Raw genomic sequence first — 24,594 nt, 5'->3', positions numbered from 1 at the left:
CCCCCCGCCGCTGCGTTACATGCCCAGCGAGGCCTTGTAGAGGGCGATCTGCGACTCGCGGCCGATCTGGTCGGTAATGCGCTCCCAGGCTTCGGCGATCGCATCGGCCGTCTCCTGCGCCGAGCCGTACTGGCCGGCAAAGCCCTTTGCGAGCTCGTCCTCGGCGACCGAATAGTACTGGAAGATGCCCGGAATGCGCGGCTCGATGGCGGCGTTGGGGTGGTTGTAGCTGTCCGCGTTCGAGCCCAGATAGTCCTCCACGAAGTCGCGGTCGTACCCGGCATTCTCCCACTCGTCGAAATTGAAGTGTGAGTTGCGGTAGGGCTGGAAGCCGGACGGATAGGCCGAGGTCCACAGCGACAGGTCCTTGCCGCCCAGATGCGCGGCGGCCGACCAGGCGGCCTTGCGCTTCTTCTCGTCGCCCTCGACCCGGCTGGTGACGTAGATGCCCCAGCCGATATAGGCGTTGTTGGGCGCCTCGTTCATCATGTCTTCCCAGGCGCCGGTCTGCGAGTTGTAGACCTGTTCGGCGCCCGGATTGGTCGAAAAGCCGACCACGTCGCCGACCACCGAGGTGTCCGAGGTGCGTGCGTTCGAACCGACATCGCCCCACCATGTCAGCATCGCGCCGGTGCCGGCCAGGAACTGCTGGAAGGCGGTGGTGTTGGGGTCGGCGTTGAGCTGGTCGGGCGGATAGGCGCCCTCGGTGGCGATCAGCTCCATGACCTCCTCGATGGCCCGCACGAAGGCGGGGTTGTTCACCCGCGGCTTCATGGTGTCGGGGTCGAACAGCCAGGCCGGATCGTCCGGGTGCTTGGCATAGGGCGCGGCGCGGTCGCCCAGGAAGTAGAAGCCGAAGCCGCCCCAGGTGATCTTCAGCGGGTCGAGGAAGCCGTGCGCGGGCAGGCCGGTCAGCGGATCGGTGCGGCCGGCGAGGAACTTCGAATGCGCATTGACCTCGGCCCAGGTGCGCGGCGGCTGCCAGGGCGTGTCGTTGCCGGCCTCGGCCCAGGCCTGGGCGAACTCCTCATTGTCGTAATAGTCGGTCCGGAAGGCCATCGTGTGGGCGTCGCCGTCGATGGAGATGCGATAGGTCTTGCCGTCCCAGGTGCCGACCGGCGCCTTGAGGTAGTCGACATAATCGTCCATGTCGATCAGCGATTTCACCCAGTCGGGCATCTCGTTCAGAAGGCCCTTGCCGGCGGTGTCGCCTTCGAACGGCGCGCCCATCTCCAGAATGTCGAAATCGACCGTGCCGGTGGCGATCGACTGCTGCAGACGCGGATTGTAGTCCGCCTGGGCCAGGTCGATCCAGTTGATCCGCGCGCCGGTATAGGCCTCCCACGGCTTGAGGAAGCCGCGGAACAGGAAGTTGTGCAAATTCTGGTTGTTGAGCCCCATGAAGGACAGCTCGACGCCCTCGAATTCGCCTTCCTGCACGGTCTCGCGCGTGCCGCCCAGGCACATTTCGCCGACTTTCTGCCACTCGGCATCGCCCGGCGAGCCCATGCCGACGCCGGGGATCTTGAGGATTTCGGCGCGCAGATCGGACTGCGCATAGGCCGGGCGCGTCACCAGCCCGCCGAGCCCGCCAGAGGCGGCGGCCACGCTCGCCGCACCCGCCGCGCCCTTGAGCACCGCGCGCCGGCTTGCCTGCAGCGCCATCAGCCTTTTGTAGATGTCAACTCTCATCGATTTCCTCCCAGGTGGAAACGCAGCGGATTGCCCGCGTGAACGATCGGGCATGGCCAAGCCATGGTCGTGTTGCCGTCCAAATGCGCCGGAGCCTCCTCCGGCCCGGCGCCGGCAACGGTCGCGACACCTCGCCTTGCCGCCCCTGCCCGTCGGGGTCGAGTATGGCGGCTTTGTCTTGCAAGTCAATCGATTGACGGCGATATGGGGCGCTCCGGCCGGCCCTTCGGCGGATGCCGGGGGCTTGCAATTGCGACCGCGCTCATGTCCATTTCGAGGCCGGTCGGGCGCAGGGAGGAACAATGGCCGAGGTTGGAATCGCCGGTGTGCGCAAGTCCTACGGCAATGTCGAGGTCATCCATGGCATCGACGTTGAGATCCATGACGGCGAGTTCGTCGTGCTCGTGGGGCCGTCGGGATGCGGCAAGTCGACATTGCTGCGCATGATCGCCGGCCTCGAGCCGATCACCGGCGGCACCATCTCGATCGGCGATCGGGTGGTCAACGGCGTCGCGCCCAAGGATCGCGACATCGCCATGGTGTTCCAGACCTACGCGCTCTATCCGCACATGACGGTCGAGCGGAACATGGGGTTCTCGCTGCGCCTGAAGGGCGCCGGCAAGGCCGAGGTCGCCGAGCGCGTGCGTCAGGCCGCCGGCATTCTGGGTCTCGAACCCTATCTCAAGCGCTACCCGCGCCAGCTCTCGGGCGGCCAGCGCCAGCGCGTCGCCATGGGCCGGGCGCTGGTTCGCGACCCGCAGGTGTTCCTGTTCGACGAGCCGCTTTCCAACCTCGACGCCCAGCTTCGCGTGCAGATGCGCACCGAGATCAAGGAATTGCACCAGCGGCTGAAGACCACCACCATCTTCGTCACCCACGATCAGGTCGAGGCGATGACAATGGCCGACCGGATCGTGGTCATGCGCGACGGCCATGTCGAGCAGATGGGCACCCCGCTCGAACTGTTCGACGTCCCGGCCAACACCTTCGTCGCCACCTTCATCGGCTCGCCCGCAATGAACATGATCGAGGGCGTCATCGAGCCCGGCGACCCGCCGGTGTTTTCCGGCGGCGGCGTGCGCTTCGACATGCCCGCAACGGGCGCCGTCCCCGGCAGCAAGGTCACCTGCGGCATCAGGCCCGAGCATCTGGAACTGGCCGAGGAAGGCTTTGCGGCCACCGTCTCGGTCATCGAGCCGACCGGCTCGGAGACGCTGGTGTTCACGCGTGTGGGCGAACACACGCTGGTCGCGCTGTTCCGCGAGCGCCATCATTTCGAGCCGGGCCAGACGCTGACCCTGCGGCCACGGCCCGGCACGCTGCATCTGTTCGACGGCCGGACCGGCCAGCGCATCACCGAAACCCGTGCCGCCGCGGCGCCGGCCGCCGCCGAAAACGCCTGAGAAGGAGAACCGACATGCTCAAGGGCATCCATCCCTTGCTCAATGCCGATGTGTTGCGGGCGCTGCGCGCCATGGGCCATGGCGACGATCTGATCATTGCCGACACGAACTTTCCCGCCGATTCGGTGGCGCGCCAGACCGTGATCGGCAAGCTGCTGCGGATCGACGCGCCCGCCGCCGAGGTCGTCGAGGCGGTGTTGTCGGTGCTGCCGCTCGACACCTTCGTCGACGACGCGGCCGCGCGCATGGAGGTGGTCGGCGAGCCGGACACGATACCGCAGGTGCAAAAGCAGGTGCAGGCGAAGATCGACGCCGCCCAGGGCAGTCCCTGGACGATGATCGGCATCGAGCGCTATGCCTTCTACGAGCGGGCCAGGAAGGCCTATTGCGTGATCCAGACCCATGAACGGCGCTTTTACGGCTGCTTCGCCTTCCGCAAGGGCGTCATCGGGCCGGACGCATAGCGGAGGGTGCCGTGGCCAGCATCGCGATCCTGGGCGTATTCGTCGCCGACACATCCTACCGCGCGGCGCGCCAGCCGCGCATGGGCGAGACGATCCTTGGCGAGGATTTCGTGCTCGGCCCCGGCGGCAAGGGCTCCAACCAGTCCGTGGCTGCGGCGCGCGCGGGCGGCGATGTCACCTTCATCACGCGCCTTGGCGAGGATGCGTTCGCCGAACTGGCGCTGAAGACCTGGGCCGATGCCGGCGTCACCGCCGCTGCCACCCACGATCCGCACAGCTACACCGGCGCCGCCTACATCTTCGTCGACGCGCGGACCGGCGACAACGCCATCATCGTCTGCCCCGGCGCGGCGACCGGAATCGACGCGGCCGACATCGAGGCCAGCCGGGCGCATATCGAGGGCGCCTCGGTCTTCGTCACACAGCTCGAACAGCCCCTGCCGGCGGCGCACCGGGCGCTCGAGATCGCCAGGCAGAACAAGGTGGCGACCGTGCTCAACCCGGCGCCGGCCGCCGCGCTCGATGATGCGATGTTCGCGCTGTGCGACTATCTGACGCCCAACGAGACCGAGGCCGCCGAACTGACCGGGCTCGAGGTCGTCACCCTCGACCAGGCGCGCGCCGCCGCCGATGCGCTCCTTGCCAAGGGCGTCGGCACCGCCGTCATCACGCTCGGCGCCAACGGTGCGTTGATCCACGGCCCCGGCCAGTCCGAGCACGTGCCCGCCTTCGATGCCGGCCTGGTGCGCGAGACGACCGGCGCGGGCGATGCGTTCAACGGCGCCTTTGCCGTCGCGCTCGCCGAGGGGCGCGCTCCGGTCGATGCCGTGCGCTTTGGCTGCGCCGCCGCCGGCATCTCGGTAACCCGGCCGGGCACCGCGCCCTCCATGCCCGATCGCGGCGAGATCGACGCGCTGCTGGCCGGTCGCTGAGGCCATGCAGGATTTCAGCGCCAGGACGGCCTTCGTCACCGGCGGGGCCGCCGGCATCGGACTTGCCATCGCCGCCAGCCTCGGCCGTCGCGGCGCGCGCGTCATGCTCGCCGATATCGATGCCGATGCGCTGGCACGCGCGGCCGACGATCTGGCCGGGCAGGGGATCGCGGTGGCGACCACCGTTTGCGATGTCGCCGATCCGGTCCAGATGCGCGCCGCCGCCGATGAAACGGTGTCGCGCCTGGGCAAGGTTCACGTGCTGGTCAACAATGCCGGCGTGTCGCTCGACGGCAGGACCGGCGAGATCCCGCTCGAGGACTGGCGCTGGATCGTCGACATCAATCTGATGGGCGTGGTCCATGGCGTGGAAACCTTCGTGCCGCTGATCCGCGGCCATGGCGAGGGCGGCCACATCGTCAACACCGCCTCGATCGCCGGGCACTGGGCCGTGCCCGGCGGCGGGCCATACACGGCAACCAAATTCGCCGTCGTCGGCTATTCCGAAACGCTGCGGCAGGAACTCGAGCCCGAAGGCATCGGCGTCAGCGTGCTGTGTCCGGGCTGGGTGCGGACCGGCATCCACCGCGCGCAGCGTCGCCGGCCCTCGTTCCGGACCGGGACAGCGCAGGACGACAGCGCGCTCATGCGCCAGGCGGGCGAGAACGTCGAGCAGGGCATCGATCCGGCGATCGTCGGCGAATGGGTGGCCGATTGCATGGTCGCCAATCGGCTTTACATCTTCACCCAGCCCGACCTTTACGGGATCGTCAATGCGCGCGCCGCGGCGATCAAGATCGACTTCAATGCCTGCGTGCGCGATCCGCGCTTTGCCGGAGACGGGGACTGATCGGTTTCACGCCGCTGCGCGCACGCCACCCAGCTCCTGCCGCATCAATCTGAGATAGTCGTGGAAATCGACCTCGACGGCGTGGCGCGCCGTGTTGCGGAAGCGCGCCGCATCGACCGCGTGCTCGCGCGTCAGTCGCGCCGCCATGTCGGCCGGCCGCCGCCACCGCCCGGCGATCGCGTGGGCGACGAGCTCGGACTGGTAGTCCGCCAGCGTCCAGATGCAGCCCAGCGGCTGGATCAGCCCGACAAAGAAGATGTCGTCCATCTCGACGGGAAAGATCTTCATGTAAAGCGGCAGGCGCAGGCTGTCGGACCAGTCGAACCGGCGGTCCTTCAAGAAGTCGAACCGGGTGACGTAACCCGTCGCCCAGATGATCGTATCGAAGCTGGCCGTCTCGCCATCGGCAAAGCGCACCTGCGTCCCCTCGGCCGAAACCGTCGCCCGGCGCACCGTCACCTTGCCATGGGTGAGCTGTTCGAGAATGTCGGTGTTCAGCGTCGGGTGCGTCGACAGCACATGGGCCGAGGGCTGCGGCAGGCCGTACCGCGCATAGGGGCCGACGATGAGGCGCAGCCCGCGCTGCAGCACCGCATCGCGGATCGCGCGCGGCAGCTTCTGCAGCTTGCGGTACTGGATGTCGATCGGCCGGCCGAACACCGTCTTGGGCACGACGTATTGCGGCGTGCGCAGCGACACGCTGACATGATCGGCGATGCGCGCCAGCGCCGCGGCGATGTCGCAGGCCGAATTGCCGGCCCCGACCACCAGCACGCGCTTGCCGGCAAAGCCCTCCGCCGAGCGATAATCGGCCGAATGCATCTGGGTGCCGTCGAACCGACCCGCGAGCTCCGGCGTGAAGGCGATGCGGTGGTGGCCGGCGGCGACGACCAGATTGTCGGCCGTTTCCTCGTGCCGGCCGTCGGCGTCGCTGACCGTCAGCCGCCAGCCGCCGCCCTGACGGCGCTCGGCGGTCTCCACCTTCGAGTTCAGCCGGACGTGCCGGTTCAGGTCGAACCGCTCCGCATAGGCGCGGAAATAGGCAAGGATCTGCCGGTGCGAGGGAAAGTCCGGATAGGTCTCGGGCATCGGAAAGCCGCGGAAATCGGAAAGCCGCTTGGACGAGATGATATGGGCGCTGTCATAGACGCTCGGCCGGCCCGGATCGGCGCTGTACGCCCACAGCCCGCCGGTCGCATCCATCGCCTCGTGGCAGACCATGTCGTCGATGCCCTGGGCGCGAAGGTTGCGGATCGCGGTCAGCCCGCACGGGCCCGCGCCGATCACGCAGGTGCTGTGATGTCGCCTGGCATCTGCCATCTCGTGCCTCATCGCCCCATGCCGGAGCTATGGGTCGGCGTCCCCCGCGCGTCAACTGTGGCCATGCCACAACGCCGGCCCGATTCGTGCGCCGCCATCGTGCCCGATCGCGGCGTCGGCCTTGACCTTGGCGCCCGGCGGCGCAAATTGCCGCACGGAAGGGGCGGGCCGATTCCGGCCGGCCGTTCGATCACGGGGACCGCAATGGGCGCCGTCGCCAATCTCGCCCGCAGGCTGCTGGCCGTTGTGACGCTCGCACTGTTCGCCGCCGCGTGCACCGCCGATGGCGGCGAGGGCGAACTGGGCAGCGGCTATGCCGCCTCCGCCGCCGGCACCCGTTCGGTCGCGCTGCGCGACCGGCCGCAGATCTACCTGTTCCGCGGCGGCTTCAACGGCGCCTTTTCGACCGGCATCAACGAAATGGTCGAGGCGCTGGCCGCGCGCGGCGTGCCGGCCAGGGCGCTGAGCTGGTCGGCACGGGACGCCAGCCTCGAGGAGATCCGCAAGGCCCATGCGGCCGGTTATGACGGCCCGGTCGTCCTGGCCGGCCATTCGCTGGGCGCGGGCACGGTCCACGCCATGGTGCGCGAGCTGACCGATGACGGCATCGGTGTCGACCTGGCCATCGTCTTCGATCCGCTCGGCGCGATCCGGGTGCCCGCCGGCGTCGACAGGTTCGTCAACTACAAGGCCTCCGGCGACCGCGACGACCCCGGCCGGTACCGCCCCGGGCGCGGCTTTGACGGGCAGATCGTCAATGTCGACATCCGGAACCTGCCCGAACTGGGGGCTGCCAGTCACTGGAACATCGTCAACCAGAAGGCGCTCCAGGAGCGCGTCGTCGACGAGATCGTCGCCGTCTATCGCCGCCGCCGCTGAACGGGCTTGCGCGATAAAGCGCTGGCGTATCAGCGCCTTCGGCAACTTGCCTGATTCGATTTGCCAGCTTTCGGCCTTGCCGGCGAAAAGGGCAGGGGATCTGCCTGCGGCCTGTGCACGATGATTGATCTTTCGTCTTGCACGCGGCGCTAGAGATTCAATACGGTGTTCGCGGCGGTGCCGCCAATGGCGGCAAGTGGACAGCCCGCCCGTTTCGCAAGGCGCAGGCTGCGCGTGTTTGGGGAGGCAGTATGTCGGGTACGGCGGGCGCGTTTTTGCGTTTCGATGCAGTTCGCAAGAGCTACGACCAGAAGACGCTCGTGGTGAAGGACTTCAGCCTCGACGTTCAGAAGGGCGAGTTCATCACGCTTTTGGGGCCGTCGGGCTCGGGCAAGAGCACGGTGCTGATGATGCTGGCCGGCTTCGAGAGCGTCACCAGCGGCGACATCCTGCTGTCCGGCCAGTCGATCAACCGCACCGCGCCCTACAAGCGTAATATCGGCATGGTCTTCCAGAACTATGCCCTGTTCCCGCACATGACGATCGCCGAGAACCTGGCCTATCCGTTGCAGGTGCGCTCCATGTCCAAGGCGCAGATCAGGGAGCGCGTGCAGGAATATCTGCGCCTGGTCGAGCTCGACGATTATGGCGGCCGCTTTCCAGCCCAGCTTTCGGGCGGCCAGCGCCAGCGCGTCGCGCTCGCCCGGGCGCTGATCTTCGAGCCGACGCTGATCCTGATGGACGAGCCGCTGGGCGCGCTCGACAAGAAGCTGCGCGAGCAGATGCAATACGAGATCACGCGCCTGCACGAGCAACTCGGCTTCACCGTGATCTACGTCACCCACGATCAGACCGAGGCGCTTTCGATGTCGACGCGCATCGCCGTGTTCAATGACGGCGTCGTGCAGCAATGCGCCGACCCGGCCGCGCTCTACGAGCAGCCGGCCAACGCCTTCGTGGCCGAATTCATCGGCGAGAACAACTTTATCCCCGGCAAGGTCGAGGCCATGGACAACGGCCATGCGAAGATCGCCGGTCCGGGCGGGGCGGTCATCACCGCCATTGCCGGCGAGAGGCTCGAGCCGGGGCGCGACTGCATCATTTCGGTGCGGCCCGAAAAGCTGTTCATTCAGCCAACGAGCCACGCCTATGACAATGCGGTGACCGCCGCCCATGTCACCCACCATTACGTCGGCGACTTCATCCGCTACTATTTCCGCTTCGAGGGCGGCGCCGAGATCACCATCAAGGTCCTCAACGATCTTGCCGCACCCGATTTCACCGAAGGCGATGAGGGATCGCTTGTCTGGCTGACCAAGGATTGCATCGCGTTTCCCGCCTAGGGGCGCGGGGCATGAAAGGGCGCGGGGCGTCGGCCCCTTGGCCCGCAACAACAGGGAGAGTGCCTATGAAACGACTACCCACATTGCTGGCCGCATCGGCGGCCCTTGCCGCGACCGCGGTGCTGCCGGCGGCGGCCGAGCCGCTGACCATCGTCTCCTTCGGAGGCGCCTATGGCGCCGCGCAGAAGGAGCACATGCTCGACCCGTGGGCCGAGGCGACCGGCAACGAGTTCCTGTTCGAGGACTATGGCGGCGGCGTCGCCGAGATGAAGGCACAGGTCGAGGCCGGCAACGTCCAGTGGGATGTGGTCGATATCGAGGTGATCGACCTCGAGCGGGCCTGCTCGGAAGGCTATGTGCAGGTCATCGACCAATCGCTCCTGCCGCCGGGCGATGACGGCACGCCGGCCAGCGAGGACTTCATTCCCGACGCGCTCGCCAATGAATGCGGTGTCGGCAACATCGTCTGGACGATCATCTTCGCGGTCAACGAGGAGAACGAGGGTCCCCAGCCCGAGACCATCGAGGATTTCTTCAACACCGCCGACTTCCCTGGCAAGCGCGCCCTGCGCAAGCGGCCTCAGGTGAACCTGGAATGGGCGTTGTTGGCCGATGGCGTCGACCCCGATCAGGTCTATGAGGTGTTGGCGACCCAAGAGGGCCAGGACCGCGCCTTCGCCAAGCTCGACACGATCAAGGACGACATCGTCTGGTTCGACAGCTGGAGCCAGGCGCCGCAGCTTCTCAACGATGGCGGTGCGCAGATGGTGCAGTCGGCCAATGGTCGCATCTTCGCGGCGATCGAGGACGATGGCGCCCCGTTCCGGATCGTCTGGGACAGCCATGTCTACGACCTTGACGTGTGGGCGATCATGGAGGGCACCGACCAGCCCGAACTGGCCATGGACTTCATCAAGTTCGCCACCCAGTCCAAGCCGCTGGCCGGCATGCAGGACGTTGCCTACGGCCCCACGCGAGTGTCCGCGCAGCAATATCTCGATCCCGGCATCAAGGATAACCTGCCGACCGCCCATCTCGACAAGGGCATCAAGGCGGACGGGATCTTCTGGGCCGATTTCGGCGAGTCGCTCGGTGAGCGGTTCAACGAATGGCTGCTGAACTGACCTGACACCCAAGATCCCGCGCGCCGCCCTCCGGCGCGCGGGCCATCCCCGATAGGCGACAGGAACGAGCCATGTCCGACATGCCTGCCGATCGCGAACTGGCCCGGCCCGGGGGCGTCGTGCCGCGCGCCAGGTCCATCGACAGCCGCCTGTCGCGCACCGATGTCGAACTGGCCCGCCGCGAGACCCGCCGGCGCAGGCTGGCCGCCTTCCTGTTCGTCGCCCCGCTGCTGGTCTTTCTGACCTTTGCCTTCGTCGCGCCGATCGGCACCATGCTGTTCCGCAGCGTCCACAACCCCGTCGTCGCCAATCTGGTGCCCGACACCCTCGCCGCGCTCGAGGCCTGGGACCGCGAGCAACTGCCGCCCGAGGCGGCGCGCAACCAGTTCGCCGTCGATCTCAAGCGCCTTGCCAATGACCGCCTGTCCGGTCGTCTGGCCGAGGAGATCAACCGGCAGATTCCGGGCACGTCCAGCGTCGTCAAGTCGACGGCCCGTGCGGCGGGCCGACGATGCCGAACTCGCCGCTCGCGGCGCGCAGATGCTGATCGAGGCGAACGAACGTTGGGGCGAGGTCGGCATCTGGAAGGCGATCGACGATGCCGGCGCGATCTACACGCCCTCCTACTATTTGACCGCGCTCGATCTGGAGATGACCGAGGACGGCAGCATCCAGCGCCGCGAGGGCGCGCGCATCTATATCGACCTTTACCTGCGTACCCTGCAGATGGCGCTGATCATCACGGTGCTCACGCTGCTGCTTGGCTATCCGCTGGCATATTACATGGCCAGCGTTTCGACTTCGGCGGCCAATCTGATGATGATCTTCGTGCTGCTGCCGTTCTGGACCTCGCTTCTGGTGCGCACGACCTCCTGGATCGCGCTGTTGCAGACGAACGGGGTGATCAATTCCACCCTGATGGCCATCGGCGTCATCGATGAGCCCTTCGAAATGCTCTATACGCGCTTTGCCACCATCCTGGCGATGACGCACATCCTGCTGCCCTTCATGGTTCTGCCGCTGTATTCGGTGATGCGCGGCATCGATCCCAGCTACACGCGCGCGGCCATGTCGCTGGGCAGCACGCCGCTGGGCGCCTTCCTGCGCGTCTACCTGCCGATGACGCTGCCCGGACTGAGCGCCGGCGCGCTGCTCGTCTTCATCATTTCGGTGGGCTACTACATCACGCCGGCTCTGGTCGGCGGCACGGACGGGCAGATGATCTCCAACATCATCGCCTTCCACATGCAGCAGTCCAACAACTGGGAGCTGGCCGCCGCGCTCGGCTCGCTGCTTCTGGCGATGATCGTCGCGCTCTACTGGCTCTATGACCGGTTCGTCGGCGCCGGCAACATCAAGCTGGGATAGGGTCCATGAAGCGTCTTCCCGCCTGGTTCAGCCCCGCTCACATCGTCGGCCATTACGCGCTGCAATGGTCGGCCTATCTGGTGCTGGCCTTCCTCATGCTGCCGATCCTGGTGATCATCCCGCTGTCGTTCAACGCCGAGCCGTTCTTCTCGTTCACCGAGGGCATGCTGGCCTTCGATCCCGACGCCTATTCGCTGCGCTGGTACCGCGGCATCATCGAGGACGAGCGCTGGATCCTGTCGGTGCAGAACAGCTTCATCATCGGCATTCTGGCGGCGCTGCTCGCCACGACGCTCGGCACGATCGCGGCCGTCGGCCTGTCCTCGCCCTCCATGCCGTTCCGGCGGCTGATCACCGCGCTCCTGTTGTCGCCGATGATCGTGCCGCTGATCATCATCGCCGCCGGCATGTTCTTCTTCTACACGCGCTTCAACCTTGTCGGCACCTATGCCGGGCTCGTCATCGCCCATGCCGCGCTCGGCGTGCCCTTCGTCATTATCACCGTCACCGCCACGCTCGCCGGCTTCGACCGCTCGCTCTACAATGCCGGGCTCGGCCTTGGCGCCTCGCCGCTGCGCGCCTTCTTCGACATCGTCATCCCGCTGATCAGGCCCGGCGTCATTTCCGGCGGGCTGTTCGCCTTCGTCACATCCTTCGACGAAGTGGTGCTGGTGCTGTTCCTCGCCGGTCCCGAACAGCGCACCATTCCGCGCCAGATGTTCTCGGGCCTGCGCGAGCAGATCAACCCGACCATCCTGGCCGTCGCGACCCTTCTGATCCTGATCTCCATCGCGCTGCTGGTCACGCTGGAGTTCCTGCGCCGAAGGTCCGAGCGCCTGCGCGGCAGCGCCTACTGAGCCGCACGCCGGCCGCCGAATCTGCCGCCATTGCTGTTCGCCCGCACAAGCAAACGGCATTTGCTTTTTACACATGAAAATTTGCTTCGCATGTGAAAAACGTGTAGGTTTTCGCGGGATCCGGGCGAACCATGTGCCCGGCTCTTGAGACAGGACGGGGGCAGCGTTTTCGCGTTGCCCGCCTTGAGGAGGAGACTGACATGACATCGACCCGTTTCGCCCGGCCGGCCGGCCTGGCCCTTGCCGCCGCCGTCACCCTGACCGCCGGCACGGCGTTGGCCCAGGAATACACCTTCCGCATCCCGCACGTGACCTCGGCCAGCGAGCCGGTGCACGAGGCGCTCGAGCATTTCGCCTCGCTCCTCGAGGAGCGCAGCGACGGGCGCATCGAGGCCGAGGTCTTTGCCGGCGGCCAGCTCGGCACCAATCTTGAAATGTACGAGCAGGTCGATCTGGGCGCGCAGATCATCATCCTGGCCGATCCGGGCTACCTGTCCGACTTCCTGCCCGATTTCGGCATTCTGAACGGACCCTACCTGCTCGACGAGCCCGGCGACTTCCAGAAGATCGTCAATTCGGACTGGTATGCCGGCCTGGTCGACCAGCTGCGCGATGACACCAATCTCGAACTGCTCGCGCTCAACTGGTTCTTCGGCGACCGCAACGTCATCTCCAACCAGGAGGTGCGCACGGTCGACGACTTCGACGGGCTTTCGATCCGCGTGCCGCCCAACGTGATGTGGATCGAGACGTTCAAGGCGCTGGGCGCGCGCGGCGAACAGGTCGCCTGGCCCGAGGTCTATGGCGCGCTCGCCTCCGGTGTCGTCGACGCCGCCGAAGCCCCGCTCGGCTCGATCTACGGCGCAAGTCTCTACGAGAGCGCCAAGACGATCTCCATGACCGGCCATTTCTACGCCTGGATCGGCCTTGCCATGAATGACGAACTGTTCGCTTCCATGCCCGAGGATCTGCAGGACGTGCTGCGCACCTCCGCGCTCGATGCCGGCGACTTCATGACCAACCTGGTTCAGGAAAAGCAGGGCGAGTTCATCGACATGCTCGAGGCCGAGGGCGTGACCTTCGTCGAGGAGGTCGACCGGGCCGCCATGCGCGAGGCGACCCTGCCGGTCTACGAGGCCTTCCCCGCCTGGTCGGACGGGCTCGTCGACACCGTGCAGTCGATCCTGGCCGAGTGACGCCGGACGGCTTTGTGCGCCGGGCTGGACAAGCTGTCCGGTCCGGCGCACTGTTGTTTCCCTTCGAGCAGCCATTGCGCATCGACCGGGCGGTCGGGCGCGCTGCGACCGGTGCGGGCCAATGAACGCGTCAAACCCCATCACCCTCGGCTCGGCCATCAGGACGGTGCTGTCGCGCTGGGAGGAGACCCTGGCCGTCGTCGCCCTGTGCGTCGTCGTCGTGGCGGTGAGCTATGGCGTGATCACCCGCCATGTCACGCAGACTCCGGCCACCTGGGCGACCGAACTGGCCAGCCTGTCCTTCACCTGGGTCGTCTTCCTGGGCGCGGCCGGGGCGATGCGCCGGCACATGCATGTCAGCGTCGACGCCATCACCCGCATCCTGCCGCGTGCGGTCGCCGGCCCGCTCGCCTGGCTCGCCGACCTGCTTGTGCTTGCCTTTCTCGCCTACACGCTCTGGCTCGCCTTCGGCATCATGATCGACGCCAATGAGCGGCCCTCGCCGGTGCTGCGCATCAGCTTCACCTGGGTCTATCTGGCGGTCGTGCTGTCCTTCGGCTCGATGCTGGTGCACCATGTCCTGCACATGCTAGAGCGCCTGCGCACCGGCATCCACCCGGCGCTGGAAGCGGTCGAGAACCGTCAGGGCCCCGAACCGTCATGACCGAATACGCGCCCGCCCTGATCATGCTGGGCCTGCTTGCGGCCAATGTGCGGGTGGCCTTCGCCATCGGCATCGCCGCGCTGTTCTTCTTCCTGACCACCACCGGCGTGCCGCTGGGCGTGTATGTCCAGCGCATGGTCAGCGTCACCCATTCCTTCCCGCTCCTGGCGGTGCCGTTCTTCATCCTGGCCGGCGTCCTGATGAACCACGCCGGCATCACGCGCCGGCTGATGGCGCTGGCCGACGCCATGGTCGGCCACATGATCGGCGGCCTGGCCCAGGTCAATGTGCTGCTGTCGACACTGATGGGCGGCATGTCCGGCTCGGCCAATGCCGACGCGGCCGTCCAGAGCAAGATCATCGTGCCCGAAATGACCAAGCGCGGCTACGCGCCGGGTTTTCCGCCGCCATCACGGCCTGCTCGTCGATCATCGCGCCGATCATCCCGCCAGGCATCGGCATGGTGCTCTACGGGTTTCTGGCCAATGTCTCCATCGGCCGGCTGTTCCTGGCCGGCATCGTGCCGGGCATCCTCCTGTGCCTGTCGCTGATGCTGGTCGTGCACATGGTCGCCAGACGCCGCAACTATCTGCCCTCGCGCGAGACCAGGGCGAGCTGGGGCGAACGCGGCATCGCCCTGCGCGAGAGTGCCTGGGCGCTCGGCCTGCCCGTGGTCATCGTCGGCGGTATTCGCTACGGCTTCTTCACGCCCACCGAGGCCGGCGCGATCGCGGTCGTCTACGCCCTGATCGTCGGCCTCTTCATCTATCGCGATCTGGCGTTTTCGAAGCTGCCAGCAGTCCTTTCGGAGGCCGTGCTGGCCACCGCCATCGTCATGCTGATCATCTGCGCGGCCCAGGCCTTCGGCTTTTACATGTCATGGGAGCGCATTCCCCAGCAGGCCGGCGAAATCCTGATCGGCATCACCGAGAACCCGCTGCTCCTGCTGCTGCTCATCAATGTGTTCCTGGTGCTGGTCGGCATGCTGCTGGAGGGCAGCGCGGCGCTGATCCTGCTGACGCCGCTTCTGGCGCCACTGGCCGACCGGATCGGCGTCGATCCGGTGCATTTCGGCGTGGTGATGGTCGTCAACCTGACGATCGCCGGCGTCACCCCGCCGGTCGGCACGCTGATCTATTCGACCACCGGCATCGTCGGCGTGAAGGTCGAGGCCTTCGTGCGCGAGTCCCTGCCCATGCTGATCGCGCTGTTCGCGGTGCTGCTTCTGGTGACGATGGTGCCGCAGATCTCCCTGTTCCTGCCCAATCTCCTGATGTAGGGCGCGGGCGCTCGTCTCGGCCCGGTCGCCCCGCGCAAGCCAGGCTCTGGCCAATCGGCGATTGCCAATGCGCGCATTGCCGTGCGACATCGCAAGTGGCTTTGTGTCGGGCAGGAGGCCGCAATGAAGACGATCAAGGGACCGGCGCTGTTTCTGGCGCAGTTCGCCGGCGACGAGCCGCCGTTCAATTCCTGGGACGCGATCACCGGATGGGCCGCCGATTGCGGCTATGTCGGCGTGCAGGTGCCGAGCTGGGATGCCCGCTTCATCGACCTGCAAAAGGCGGCCACGTCAAGGGACTATTGCGACGACTTCAAGGGCCGGGCCGCCGAAAACGGCGTGACGGTGACCGAGCTTTCCTGCCATTTGCAGGGCCAGCTCGTCGCCGTCCACCCGGCCTATGACATCGCCTTTGACGGCTTTGCACCGCCGCAGCTTCATGGCGACCCGAGGGCGCGGCAGGCCTGGGCGGCCGATCAGGTGCAAGCGGCGATCGCCGCCTCGCGCAATCTGGGCCTGGGCGCGCTTGCCACCTTTTCGGGGGCGCTCGCCTGGCCCTACGTCTACCCCTGGCCGCAGCGCCCGGCCGGGCTGATCGACGCTGCCTTCGACGAACTGGCCGCGCGCTGGCGGCCGCTGCTCGACCATGCCGAGTCCAACGGCGTCGATCTGTGCTTTGAGATCCATCCCGGCGAGGATTTGCACGACGGCGCGAGCTTCGAGATGTTCCTGGAGCGCGTCGGCGGCCACCGGCGCGCCAGGATGCTCTACGACCCCAGCCATTACGTGCTGCAGGCGCTCGACTATCTCGAGAACATCGACATCTACCACGACCGCATCGGCATGTTTCACGTCAAGGATGCCGAGTTCAACCCGACCGGCCGGCAGGGCGTTTATGGCGGCTATCAGTCCTGGGTGGACCGGGCCGGGCGTTTTCGCTCGCTCGGCGACGGCCAGGTCGATTTCCGCGCCATCTTCTCCAAGCTCGCCCATTTCGATTTCGACGGCTGGGCGGTCGTCGAATGGGAATGCGCGCTCAAGCATCCCGAGGACGGCGCCCGCGAGGGCGCGGCCTTCGTGCGCGACCACATCATTCGCGTGACCGACCGGGCCTTCGACGACTTTGCCGACGCGGGCGCGGACGAGGCCGCCAATCGTGCCATGCTCGGACTTGCGTGAAGGGAGCGAACCGATGTCAGGCACACGCAACGCGCAAGGGGACAATCGCCCGATCCGGCTTGGCATGGTCGGCGGCGGGCGCGACGCGTTCATCGGCGCGGTGCACCGCATCGCCGCGCGGCTCGACGGCCATTTCGAACTCGTCGCCGGCGCGTTCAGCGCAACGGCGGAGAAATCGCTGGCCTCGGGCCGCGATCTGGGCCTGCCCGATGACCGCATCTATGGCGATTTCGCGCAGATGGCCAGGCGCGAGGCGCGGCTGGGAAAAGGCATCGAGGCGGTCGCCATCGTCACGCCCAACCACATGCATTACCGGCCCGCGCGCGAATTTCTCAGGCGCGGCATCCATGTCATCTGCGACAAGCCGCTGACCGCAACGCTGACCGACGCAAGAAAGCTCGTGAAGCTGGCCGAGCGGTCCGAGGCGCTGTTCGTGCTCACGCACAACTACACCGGCTATCCGATGGTCCGGCAGGCGCACGCCATGGTCGAGGACGGCGATCTGGGCTCGCTGCGGCTGGTGCAGGTCGAATACGCCCAGGACTGGCTGTCCGAAAAGGTCGAGGATACCGGCCTCAAGCAGGCCGGCTGGCGCACCGATCCGGAGCGTTCGGGGGCGGGGGGCTCGACCGGCGACATCGGCACCCACGCCTTCAATCTGGCCCAGTTCGTCACCGGGCTTGAGGTGGACGAACTGGCCGCCGATCTGCACAGCTTTGTCGAGGGCCGCCGGCTCGACGACAATGCCCATGTCATGCTGCGCTTTCGCGGCGGCGCCCGGGGCACGCTGTGGTGCAGCCAGGTGGCGCCGGGCAGCGAGAACGGGCTCAAGCTGCGCGTTTATGGCGACAGGGGCGGGCTCGAATGGCATCAGGAGGAGCCGAACCGCCTCTGGTTCACCCCGCTGGGCGAACCCAAGCGCCTGATCACCCGCAACGGAGCGGGCGCCGGCGCGGCGGCGGGTCGGCTGAGCCGGGTGCCCGCCGGCCATCCGGAAGGCTATCTGGAAGGCTTTGCCAACATCTATGCCGAGGCGGCGGCGGCGATCCGTGCCCGCCGCGCCGGCACGGCGCCCGAAGCGGCGGTGACCTTTCCCACGATACGGGACGGGCTCGCCGGCATGGCCTTCATCGACGCCTGCGTGCGTTCGTCAAAACGCAACGCCGCCTGGACGAAGCTGGCGCTCTGACATCGGCCGGCATCCTCGCCGGCCGCGGCTATTCGCCGTAGGGGACCCAGATATTCTTCACCTGCGTCGCCCGGTGCAGGAACACCCGGCCCTGGCCCTCGGACTTGGACCAGTCGCGCGCCCCACCGTTCTCGCACCAGCTCTGCTTGAGGTTGCCGGCCGAGCGCTGCTCGACCATGGCAATGCCCGCCTTCGAGCCGAAATACCACAGCCCGTCCACGCCGTCATGATCGGCGAGCGTCCTGGCCAGATCGTCGCGTTCGCCGGTGACGATGTTGACCACGCCGCCCGGCACGTCGGACGTGTCGAACACCTGGTATAGATCGGTCGCCGCCAGCGGGTGGGTCTGCGACGGGATCGCCACGACCCGGTTGCCCATCGCGATGGCCGGCAGCACGAGCGAGACGAAGCCGAGCAGCGGGAACGGTGTCGGACAGGCAATGCCGATGACGCCGAGCGGTTCGTGCATGGCGAGCGTGACATGGGCGGACTTGGTCTGGTGCACCGCGCCGTCGAACTTGTCGGCCTGGGCGGCGTACCAGAAGCAGCGCCGGACCGCCGCTTCGACCTCCTGATTCGCTTTCGCCGAACTTGCCCCGAAGCTCTTGATGCGACTGGCGAATTCCTCGGCCCGCGCGGCCAGGTTCTCGGCAACGTAGTAAAGCACCTGCGCCCGGTTGTGGCCGGTCGCGGCACCCCAGCCGGACGCGCTGTGCGCCGCCTCGACCGCATCGCGGATGTCCTTGCGGTTGCCATGGCCGGCAAGACCGAGCGCAGCGCCCCTGGAATGGGTGACCGGATAGGAATAGCCGCCATCGGGGCGCTTCTGCTTGCCGCCGATATAGAGTTTCGCCGTGCGGTCGATGCCGACCACCGCGCCGCCCAGCCCCGGCGCGGGGGGGATCGACGGCGGCGCGTCGTCGCTCCTGGCCGGCTTCGGTCCTGGCACGGCGAGATAGGCCCACATGCCTTCGCGCCCGCCCTCGCGCCCGAAGCCGCTTTCGCGATAGCCGCCGAAACCGGCACCGGCGTCGAACACATTGGTGCAGTTGATCCACACAACGCCCGCCTTGATCTGGCTGGCGATCGACAGGCTCAGATTGACGTTTTCCGACCACACCGAGGCGGCCAGCCCGTAGCGCGTGTTGTTGGCCAGCGCGATCGCGTCCTTTGGCGTGCGGAACGTCGTCAGCGTCGCCACGGGCCCGAAGATCTCCTCGGTGGCGAGCGTCGAGGCCGGCTCGACGCCGGTCGCCAGCGTCGGCGGATAAAAGCACCCGTCGGGCGCGGTGCCCTGGTACAGTTCGGCGCCCTCGGCGACGCCCTTCGCGACAAGTTCCCGGATGCGCGCAAGCTGCACCGGATGGACGATCGCGCCGACATCGGTCGACTTGTCGAGCGGGTCGCCGACGCGCAGACGCGTCATGCGCTCGCGCAGCAGCGCGCCGAACCGGTCGGCCACCGCTTCGGCGACGAGGATGCGCGCGCCGGCGCAGCACACCTGGCCCTGGTTGAACCAGATCGCATCGACCACGCCCTCGACCGCGGCGTCCAGATCGGCGTCGGCGAAGACGACGAACGGGCTCTTGCCGCCAAGCTCCAGCGTCAGAGCCTTGCCCGTGCCCGCCGTCGCGCGCCGGATCAGCCGGCCGACCTCGGTCGAGCCGGTAAAGGCGATCTTGTCGATGTCCTCATGGCCGACGATCGCCTCGCCCGTCGCCCCGTCGCCGGTGACGATGTTGACAACGCCCCTGGGCAGGCCGATCTCCTCGCAGATCGCGGCAAAAGCGAGCGCGGTGAGCGGGGTGTATTCGGCCGGCTTGAGCACCACCGTGTTGCCGGCGGCCAGCGCCGGGGCGATCTTCCAGGCGAGCATCAGGAGCGGGAAGTTCCACGGAATGATCTGCCCGCACACGCCGACCGGTTTCGCGTCGCGAAACGCGGTCTCGACCAGTTCGGCCCAGCCGGCATGGTGATAGAAGTGCCGGGCGACCAGCGGCACGTCGATGTCGCGCGCCTCGCGGATCGGCTTGCCGTTGTCGATGGTCTCCAGCACCGCCAGAAAGCGCGTGTGCTGCTGGATGCGCCGCGCCAGCGCGTAGAGCCAGCGGGCCCGCTCATGGCCCGACAGCGCCGCCCATTTGCCCTGCGCCGACCGCGCCGCCCTGACCGCCGCATCGACATCGGCGGCCGAGCCCTGCGTGACGCGCGCAATGGTGGCGCCGGTCGCCGGGCTGATGACCTCGAAGGTCTCGCCCGGCTCGGTGAAGCCGCCGTCGATGAAGTGGCCGAAACCGTTCGCATGCCCGGCCAGCCAGTCATTGACGATCTGCGGGCTTTCCGGCGCCGGACCGTAGTCCATGGTCTCGACCAGTTCGGCAATCGAACTCATGTCAGTCGTTCCTTACGCAATCGGTTCACGCGAGCGCGTGGCGGTGGCCGGCCGAATAGCGGCCGGTGACGTGGTGTTCGAGTTGCCGCTCGATATCGGCGAGCATGGAGGACGCGCCGAAGCGGAACAGCTTGGGCGTAAGCCAGTCATTGCCCAGTTCCTCCTTCATCAGGATCTGCCAGGCGAGCGCGTCCTTGGCGGTCTTCATGCCGCCGGCCGGCTTGAAGCCGACCTTGTGGCCCGTTTCAAGGCCGTAGTCGCGCAGCGCGCGCACCATGATCAGCGAGACGGGCAGGGTGGCGTTCACGCCCTCCTTGCCGGTCGAGGTCTTGATGAAGTCGGCGCCCGCCTGCATGGCGACCATCGAGGCCGCATAGACATTGCGCAGCGTCTCCAGGTCACCGGTGGCGAGGATGGCCTTCAGATGGGCGTGCCCGCACGCCTCGCGCATCGCCGCAACCTCGTCGTAAAGCGCGCTCCAGTCGCGCGTGAGCACATGCTCGCGCGTGATCACGATGTCGATCTCGTGCGCGCCTTCGCCGACCGCATAGCCGATCTCCTCGAGCCGCAGCTTCAGCGGCATCAGGCCGGCCGGAAAGCCGGTGGCGACCGAGGCGACCGGGATCGATGTCCCTTCGAGCGCGGCCACCGCATGGGCGACCATGGTCGGATAGACGCAGACCGCCCCGACCGTCAGCCCCATCCCGGCGATGCCGAGCGCCTCGGCCAGATGAGGCGCCAGCGGCCGGCGCGCCTTGGCGCACAGCCGATGCACGCGGCCGGCCGTGTCGTCGCCGGCGAGGGTGGTCAGGTCCATGCAGCGGATCGCATTGATCAGCCAGGCCGCCTGGCTCTCCTTCTTGACCGAACGGCGCTTGACGATGGTCTCGGCGCGGCGCTCGGCGGCCGAGCGGTTGACCGCATGGCCCTCGAACATCTCCGGGGCGAGCGCCATGCCCGGATTGCGCCGGTCGTTGCGCCCGTGCGCGGCGACGGGTTGGGCCGTGACCAGCGCCGGGCCCGAATCCGGCGCGCTTTGTGCCTTGTGACTCATCGTGCCCGTTGAACTCCCGCAATACGCTGCCGCCGGCGGCGGACCGGCCCGCGCGCCGGCTCGCTTACCGCCGATGGTCCTTTCCGCCGATGGTCATTGTGCGCCAGCGCGCGCGCGCATGCAATCGCCCGGCGGGGCGGACGTCAGGGTACGCGCACCACGAAATCGTCGGTGACAAACTGCCAGAAATTTTCGGTCGACAGCTCGATCTTGTCGACCTGGCGATATTCGGCATCGAACCAAACCGGGCCAAGCGCCGAAAGCCGAATGCGGTCTTCGGCCACCAATTGCCCGTTGGCCCAGGCGCGGGCAACCAATGACTCGCCTTGGGACTGCGGCCAAGCGACCCCGAAATAGGCGCCGGCGAAATCGAACGGTTCATCGCGCCACAGCGTTACCGGATGGCCGCCGCTGCTGTAGGCGACGAACTTACCAGACATGCTGTTGTTCATGTAGCCGGGCCCGCCATAGAACAGGAAATCGGTGGCGACCATGTTGTGCCAGTAAAGACCGGCGACGCCTGACGGCAGTTCGGCCAGGTTGGAGCCGGTGATGTCTTCGAAATCGATCGTCACGGCACCGGTCGATTCGGGTTTCGGATCGGCGCCCAGCGTTATGGTCGAGACATGGACCGGCGCATCGCGCACCGCAATCGTCCGCTCGGCGCGCTCGCCGGATTCCGCATGCTCGAAGGTGAGTTGCCAATCGCCTGGTGCCAGGAAGGTCAGGTAGCTGCCGTCGAGCGCCACCGAGATATCGACGTCCGGCTTGCCCGGAGCACTTGCCGCGGCGGCGATTTCGCCGTCCGGAACTTCGCCTGTGCCACTGAAAGCGATCGTGCCGGTGACATAGAGGTCCTGGACAAGGCCTACGGGATCGGGCATCCGGTCGACGACCATGTCGGCGATCGATCCTGGTCGGGTCCGGAAGTTGAGCGTCTGCTTTGCATTGCCGGTCGTCAGCGACCAGCCGCGCGGGACAACGGGCTCCAGCTCGTAGGCGCCTGGATGCCGAATCACCGCCTCATCGTTCAGGACGGACCCGGGAAAGGCGGCAAAACCGTTCAGGTTCGACCGGTTGGTCGTCGTCTCGCCATCGGGCTTGGTCAAGCGCACGGCAATGGCGGGCAGCGGGCGGTCGCCGATGTCATAGATGCCGTTGCGGTTAATGTCGCGAAAAACGAACAGAAAGTAGTTTCCCCGGCCGCCGGTGAACTCGGTAGAATTATCCTGGTAAGGATAGGCGCGGTCCTCGGCGAGGTATCGAAAGAATCCCTCCGCTTCCGCTTGGGTATTTGCGTCCTGCGCCCAGGCGGCAGGGAGGTCGAGAAGCGAGGCCGAAGCCAGCACTGCCAGCGGTATGCCCAACGTCTTCATGTGTTCGATGTCTCATTGCGTTGTGATACGGAGGAAGAAAAAGCCCGCGGCGCTACACGCCGCGGGTCTCGATTTCGAACTAGGCGCCGGTCAGGCCGTCCGCCATTGAACGCAGTATTTCGTAACGACTTATCAGACGGGGTCAGAATGCTCCTGGCACTGTGCATCGCAGACATAGCCGAAGTTTGACCACTTGCCGAAGTTGCCGAAGTTGTAACTTCCGCCGTTTTCAGGCGGCTCCGGCAGATCACCCATCGGCGGCATTCCGGGCCAACCGTCATTCCCCTTCTCTGGATACCCGATGTCGCTGCCTTCACCGAAGTTGTAGGATCCACCGTTGGGACCAGGAGGCAGATCACCGAAATTCGGATCGCCCGGCCCGCCGCCATTATCCATCGACGGCCAGTCACCGACCCAGCCGCCAGAACCGAAATTATAGCTGCCCCCATTGGTCGGCGGCTCCGGCAATTCACCGAAATTGGGACTCCCGGGGAAATCGTTCCAAATGGGTTCGCAATAGCCGCATCCGCCATTCAAGCCGCCGTTGCCGGGCCATGCGTCGAATGCCAAAGCGCTCCCGCCCGTAACCAGCGCAATTGCGGCCGCACCGACCAGAATCATCGTCGTTTTCTGTTTCACGTTGTCGTCCTCGCAGATTGTTCAGACCAAAATCCCTCTCCCGGCGCTCGCTCACGACACCACAATCCGCTTCGAGCCCGCGAACACCTTCGTTTGATCTCATATGTAGCGCAACGGGTCAACCGGACCGGTGCATCCGAACGGGCCGGGCAAGCAAGGCCGATTCCGCATTTAATTGTGACAATTCAGATAAATAGAAGTGACGACATGGCTCCGTTCGGATGGCGGTGTGTCGATATGCGCGCCTGTGTTGCGCTTCGGACACAGTTGGCTGCCGACTGCGTCGATACAGGGCTTCGTCTCCCGCCGGGTACAGTTCTATGGCCGAACCGGCGCGGGCGAATCGACTTTGCAGGCGGACAATGCAGCGCTCGGTTTCATTCGATCTGGTCTTGATGTAGGGCATGCGCCAGCGTCAGTTTGAATAGGAGCGCAAGCGTGACCAGGTTCGCGGTATTGATTGCGGTGGCCTCTTTGGTCAGTGGCTGCACGTCGATGGTCGATTCGGTGATGTCGGGCCGCTCCTCACCTGTGGAAGGACGTTCGAACGCTGGACAATCATTGCCCAACCCGCCGGCCCTGCGCTTTGCGGAGCAAGGTGCGCGGCTCGAGTTCCGCGCGTCCTCAAACGGTCAGACTATCCAGCGCGCCTATGTGGCTGCCGCGCCGGACGGCGTGGAGGGGCGCCTGTCGGCCGCGGACGGCTCGACGGTACGCCTTGTTCCGGGCTGTTGGGGGTGCAGTAGCGCGCAAGGGTTCGACGAAAAGGAATATGCCACGCTCTGGCCGCTGCAGATCGGCAAGACGGTGACTTTCAACATGCTGCTGCGCAACGGCGCCGTCGCACGTCAGTCAATCATTGTCGCCGAGGCTGAGCCGGTTACCGTCGGTGGCGTCCGCTACCAGGCGGTCGTCTTGCGCGCGCGCGTCGTCTCCGGCATCGACGGGTCCCGTTACCGAGCCGAGCGCGCGGACTGGTGGGTGCCCGAGATCGGTTGGATCGCGCGGAGCTTGGTCAGGGATACCGATGGCAATCTGCTCCAAACCGAGCTTGTCTCCTACCAGCCGCCCGTCGAAGGACTGTCCGATTCGGGCGATGTGCCCGTGCCATCGTCGGCATCGCGCTAGCGATTCGGCCGCTGTTCACTGAACGGATTGCGATCTGCGAATCGGGCACGTTGGCCGGCCCGGCCTTTGCTGCCTGGGTTCTTCCCTAGGACCTTCCTGCCTAAATCAGTTCGTCGTCCCGGCACCTGCCTATACTCATGCATTTTGCGGGTGTCCCGGAATTCCAGAGCCGACAGATCGCTGAGCGGGCGGCTAAAATCCGGGAACGAGCGACGAAAAAAGGCTTGTGGGCCCGCAATGACGGTTCACCAGTACGTCCGATGAGT

Annotated in this window: 22 protein-coding genes; 16 read left to right on the top strand and 6 right to left on the bottom strand. The window is 66.5% G+C overall.

Translation table 11 applies throughout. From position 1 onward, the window contains the following. Window positions 1-15: 15 nt before the first annotated feature. Window positions 16-1,692, bottom strand: a complete 1,677-nt coding sequence (locus RBB34_RS13875; RefSeq protein WP_306119823.1) for a sugar ABC transporter substrate-binding protein — start codon at window positions 1,690-1,692, stop codon at window positions 16-18. 302 nt (window positions 1,693-1,994) lie between these two features. Between RBB34_RS13875 and ugpC the strand changes: the two genes are divergently transcribed. Genes ugpC through RBB34_RS13855 form a run of 4 tightly spaced genes read left to right on the top strand, consistent with a single transcriptional unit; the run spans window position 1,995 to window position 5,341 of the window. Further along, the gene (gene ugpC, locus RBB34_RS13870; RefSeq protein ID WP_306119822.1) at window positions 1,995-3,095 is read left to right on the top strand and encodes a sn-glycerol-3-phosphate ABC transporter ATP-binding protein UgpC; all 1,101 of its coding nucleotides are present in this window, start codon (window positions 1,995-1,997) and stop codon (window positions 3,093-3,095) included. A 14-nt stretch (window positions 3,096-3,109) separates the two neighbouring features. Next, the gene (locus RBB34_RS13865) at window positions 3,110-3,559 is read left to right on the top strand and encodes an RbsD/FucU family protein (protein WP_306119821.1); all 450 of its coding nucleotides are present in this window, start codon (window positions 3,110-3,112) and stop codon (window positions 3,557-3,559) included. An 11-nt stretch (window positions 3,560-3,570) separates the two neighbouring features. Beyond that, on the top strand, window positions 3,571-4,491 hold the full coding sequence (locus RBB34_RS13860; protein WP_306119820.1) for a ribokinase: 921 nt from the start codon (window positions 3,571-3,573) through the stop codon (window positions 4,489-4,491). A 4-nt stretch (window positions 4,492-4,495) separates the two neighbouring features. Continuing rightward, complete coding sequence (locus RBB34_RS13855; RefSeq protein WP_306119819.1) at window positions 4,496-5,341, top strand: SDR family NAD(P)-dependent oxidoreductase; 846 nt, start codon at window positions 4,496-4,498, stop codon at window positions 5,339-5,341. Between the two features lie 6 nt (window positions 5,342-5,347). Here RBB34_RS13855 and RBB34_RS13850 read toward each other — a convergent pair whose 3' ends face one another. Continuing rightward, window positions 5,348-6,661 carry an NAD(P)-binding domain-containing protein gene (locus RBB34_RS13850; RefSeq protein ID WP_306119818.1) on the bottom strand — a complete coding sequence of 438 codons (1,314 nt, stop codon included), beginning with the start codon at window positions 6,659-6,661 and terminating at the stop codon, window positions 5,348-5,350. 204 nt (window positions 6,662-6,865) lie between these two features. Between RBB34_RS13850 and RBB34_RS13845 the strand changes: the two genes are divergently transcribed. The 11 genes from RBB34_RS13845 (at window position 6,866) to RBB34_RS13795 (ending at window position 17,739) form a co-directional block, all read left to right on the top strand. Then, window positions 6,866-7,540, top strand: coding sequence for a hypothetical protein (locus RBB34_RS13845; protein WP_306119817.1), 675 nt, complete (start codon window positions 6,866-6,868; stop codon window positions 7,538-7,540). Window positions 7,541-7,791: 251 nt separating this feature from the next. Continuing rightward, complete coding sequence (locus RBB34_RS13840; protein WP_306119816.1) at window positions 7,792-8,883, top strand: ABC transporter ATP-binding protein; 1,092 nt, start codon at window positions 7,792-7,794, stop codon at window positions 8,881-8,883. Between the two features lie 65 nt (window positions 8,884-8,948). Continuing rightward, a complete protein-coding gene (locus RBB34_RS13835; protein ID WP_306119815.1) occupies window positions 8,949-10,007 on the top strand; it encodes an ABC transporter substrate-binding protein in 1,059 nt (352 codons plus the stop codon). A gap of 495 nt (window positions 10,008-10,502) precedes the next feature. Continuing rightward, window positions 10,503-11,375: an ABC transporter permease gene (locus RBB34_RS13830; RefSeq protein ID WP_306119814.1), complete on the top strand. Its 873-nt coding sequence runs from the start codon at window positions 10,503-10,505 to the stop codon at window positions 11,373-11,375. A 5-nt stretch (window positions 11,376-11,380) separates the two neighbouring features. Continuing rightward, on the top strand, window positions 11,381-12,232 hold the full coding sequence (locus RBB34_RS13825; RefSeq protein WP_306119813.1) for an ABC transporter permease: 852 nt from the start codon (window positions 11,381-11,383) through the stop codon (window positions 12,230-12,232). Window positions 12,233-12,432: 200 nt separating this feature from the next. After that, the gene (locus tag RBB34_RS13820) at window positions 12,433-13,428 is read left to right on the top strand and encodes a C4-dicarboxylate TRAP transporter substrate-binding protein (RefSeq protein WP_306119812.1); all 996 of its coding nucleotides are present in this window, start codon (window positions 12,433-12,435) and stop codon (window positions 13,426-13,428) included. A gap of 121 nt (window positions 13,429-13,549) precedes the next feature. Then, window positions 13,550-14,092, top strand: a complete 543-nt coding sequence (locus tag RBB34_RS13815) for a TRAP transporter small permease (protein WP_306119811.1) — start codon at window positions 13,550-13,552, stop codon at window positions 14,090-14,092. Next, the gene (locus RBB34_RS13810; protein ID WP_306119810.1) at window positions 14,089-14,643 is read left to right on the top strand and encodes a TRAP transporter large permease subunit; all 555 of its coding nucleotides are present in this window, start codon (window positions 14,089-14,091) and stop codon (window positions 14,641-14,643) included. The genes RBB34_RS13815 and RBB34_RS13810 overlap by 4 nt, the downstream gene beginning before the upstream one ends. Beyond that, a complete protein-coding gene (locus RBB34_RS13805; protein WP_346432542.1) occupies window positions 14,532-15,371 on the top strand; it encodes a TRAP transporter large permease in 840 nt (279 codons plus the stop codon). Before RBB34_RS13810 ends, RBB34_RS13805 begins: the two co-directional genes overlap by 112 nt. A 123-nt stretch (window positions 15,372-15,494) precedes the next feature. Then, window positions 15,495-16,550, top strand: a complete 1,056-nt coding sequence (locus tag RBB34_RS13800; protein WP_306119809.1) for a sugar phosphate isomerase/epimerase — start codon at window positions 15,495-15,497, stop codon at window positions 16,548-16,550. A 13-nt stretch (window positions 16,551-16,563) separates the two neighbouring features. Next, a complete protein-coding gene (locus tag RBB34_RS13795; protein WP_306119808.1) occupies window positions 16,564-17,739 on the top strand; it encodes a Gfo/Idh/MocA family oxidoreductase in 1,176 nt (391 codons plus the stop codon). Window positions 17,740-17,767: 28 nt separating this feature from the next. Here the strand turns inward: RBB34_RS13795 and RBB34_RS13790 are convergent, their stop codons facing one another. The 4 genes from RBB34_RS13790 to RBB34_RS13775 all read right to left on the bottom strand — a co-directional run bounded on the left by RBB34_RS13790 (window position 17,768) and on the right by RBB34_RS13775 (window position 23,200). Further along, a complete protein-coding gene (locus RBB34_RS13790) occupies window positions 17,768-20,131 on the bottom strand; it encodes an aldehyde dehydrogenase family protein (RefSeq protein WP_306119807.1) in 2,364 nt (787 codons plus the stop codon). A 25-nt stretch (window positions 20,132-20,156) separates the two neighbouring features. Continuing rightward, the gene (gene deoC, locus RBB34_RS13785; protein WP_306119828.1) at window positions 20,157-21,086 is read right to left on the bottom strand and encodes a deoxyribose-phosphate aldolase; all 930 of its coding nucleotides are present in this window, start codon (window positions 21,084-21,086) and stop codon (window positions 20,157-20,159) included. Window positions 21,087-21,328: 242 nt separating this feature from the next. Then, window positions 21,329-22,561 (bottom strand): hypothetical protein, encoded by a 1,233-nt coding sequence (locus RBB34_RS13780; protein ID WP_306119806.1) that lies wholly within the window; start codon window positions 22,559-22,561, stop codon window positions 21,329-21,331. 132 nt (window positions 22,562-22,693) lie between these two features. Then, complete coding sequence (locus RBB34_RS13775) at window positions 22,694-23,200, bottom strand: hypothetical protein (RefSeq protein ID WP_306119805.1); 507 nt, start codon at window positions 23,198-23,200, stop codon at window positions 22,694-22,696. A 438-nt stretch (window positions 23,201-23,638) separates the two neighbouring features. Between RBB34_RS13775 and RBB34_RS13770 the strand changes: the two genes are divergently transcribed. Further along, window positions 23,639-24,328 carry a hypothetical protein gene (locus tag RBB34_RS13770; protein WP_306119804.1) on the top strand — a complete coding sequence of 230 codons (690 nt, stop codon included), beginning with the start codon at window positions 23,639-23,641 and terminating at the stop codon, window positions 24,326-24,328. Window positions 24,329-24,594: the final 266 nt, after the last annotated feature.

This window comes from Roseitalea sp. MMSF_3546, assembly GCF_030732865.1.
Taxonomy (GTDB): Bacteria; Pseudomonadota; Alphaproteobacteria; order Rhizobiales; family Rhizobiaceae; genus Roseitalea.
The sequence above is the reverse complement of the archived record's forward strand: the minus strand, read 5'-3'. Positions and strand labels throughout refer to the sequence as shown.

Bases quoted from the DNA above. Each gene is read 5' to 3' on its own strand.
- RBB34_RS13875 (WP_306119823.1), bottom strand. From the start codon at position 1,692: ATGAGAGTTGACATCTACAAAAGGCTGATGGCGCTGCAGGCAAGCCGG.
- ugpC (WP_306119822.1), top strand. From the start codon at position 1,995: ATGGCCGAGGTTGGAATCGCCGGTGTGCGCAAGTCCTACGGCAATGTC.
- RBB34_RS13865 (WP_306119821.1), top strand. From the start codon at position 3,110: ATGCTCAAGGGCATCCATCCCTTGCTCAATGCCGATGTGTTGCGGGCG.
- RBB34_RS13855 (WP_306119819.1), top strand. From the start codon at position 4,496: ATGCAGGATTTCAGCGCCAGGACGGCCTTCGTCACCGGCGGGGCCGCC.
- RBB34_RS13850 (WP_306119818.1), bottom strand. From the start codon at position 6,661: ATGGCAGATGCCAGGCGACATCACAGCACCTGCGTGATCGGCGCGGGC.
- RBB34_RS13845 (WP_306119817.1), top strand. From the start codon at position 6,866: ATGGGCGCCGTCGCCAATCTCGCCCGCAGGCTGCTGGCCGTTGTGACG.
- RBB34_RS13840 (WP_306119816.1), top strand. From the start codon at position 7,792: ATGTCGGGTACGGCGGGCGCGTTTTTGCGTTTCGATGCAGTTCGCAAG.
- RBB34_RS13835 (WP_306119815.1), top strand. From the start codon at position 8,949: ATGAAACGACTACCCACATTGCTGGCCGCATCGGCGGCCCTTGCCGCG.
- RBB34_RS13825 (WP_306119813.1), top strand. From the start codon at position 11,381: ATGAAGCGTCTTCCCGCCTGGTTCAGCCCCGCTCACATCGTCGGCCAT.
- RBB34_RS13820 (WP_306119812.1), top strand. From the start codon at position 12,433: ATGACATCGACCCGTTTCGCCCGGCCGGCCGGCCTGGCCCTTGCCGCC.
- RBB34_RS13815 (WP_306119811.1), top strand. From the start codon at position 13,550: ATGAACGCGTCAAACCCCATCACCCTCGGCTCGGCCATCAGGACGGTG.
- RBB34_RS13810 (WP_306119810.1), top strand. From the start codon at position 14,089: ATGACCGAATACGCGCCCGCCCTGATCATGCTGGGCCTGCTTGCGGCC.
- RBB34_RS13800 (WP_306119809.1), top strand. From the start codon at position 15,495: ATGAAGACGATCAAGGGACCGGCGCTGTTTCTGGCGCAGTTCGCCGGC.
- RBB34_RS13795 (WP_306119808.1), top strand. From the start codon at position 16,564: ATGTCAGGCACACGCAACGCGCAAGGGGACAATCGCCCGATCCGGCTT.
- RBB34_RS13790 (WP_306119807.1), bottom strand. From the start codon at position 20,131: ATGAGTTCGATTGCCGAACTGGTCGAGACCATGGACTACGGTCCGGCG.
- deoC (WP_306119828.1), bottom strand. From the start codon at position 21,086: ATGGCGCTCGCCCCGGAGATGTTCGAGGGCCATGCGGTCAACCGCTCG.
- RBB34_RS13780 (WP_306119806.1), bottom strand. From the start codon at position 22,561: ATGAAGACGTTGGGCATACCGCTGGCAGTGCTGGCTTCGGCCTCGCTT.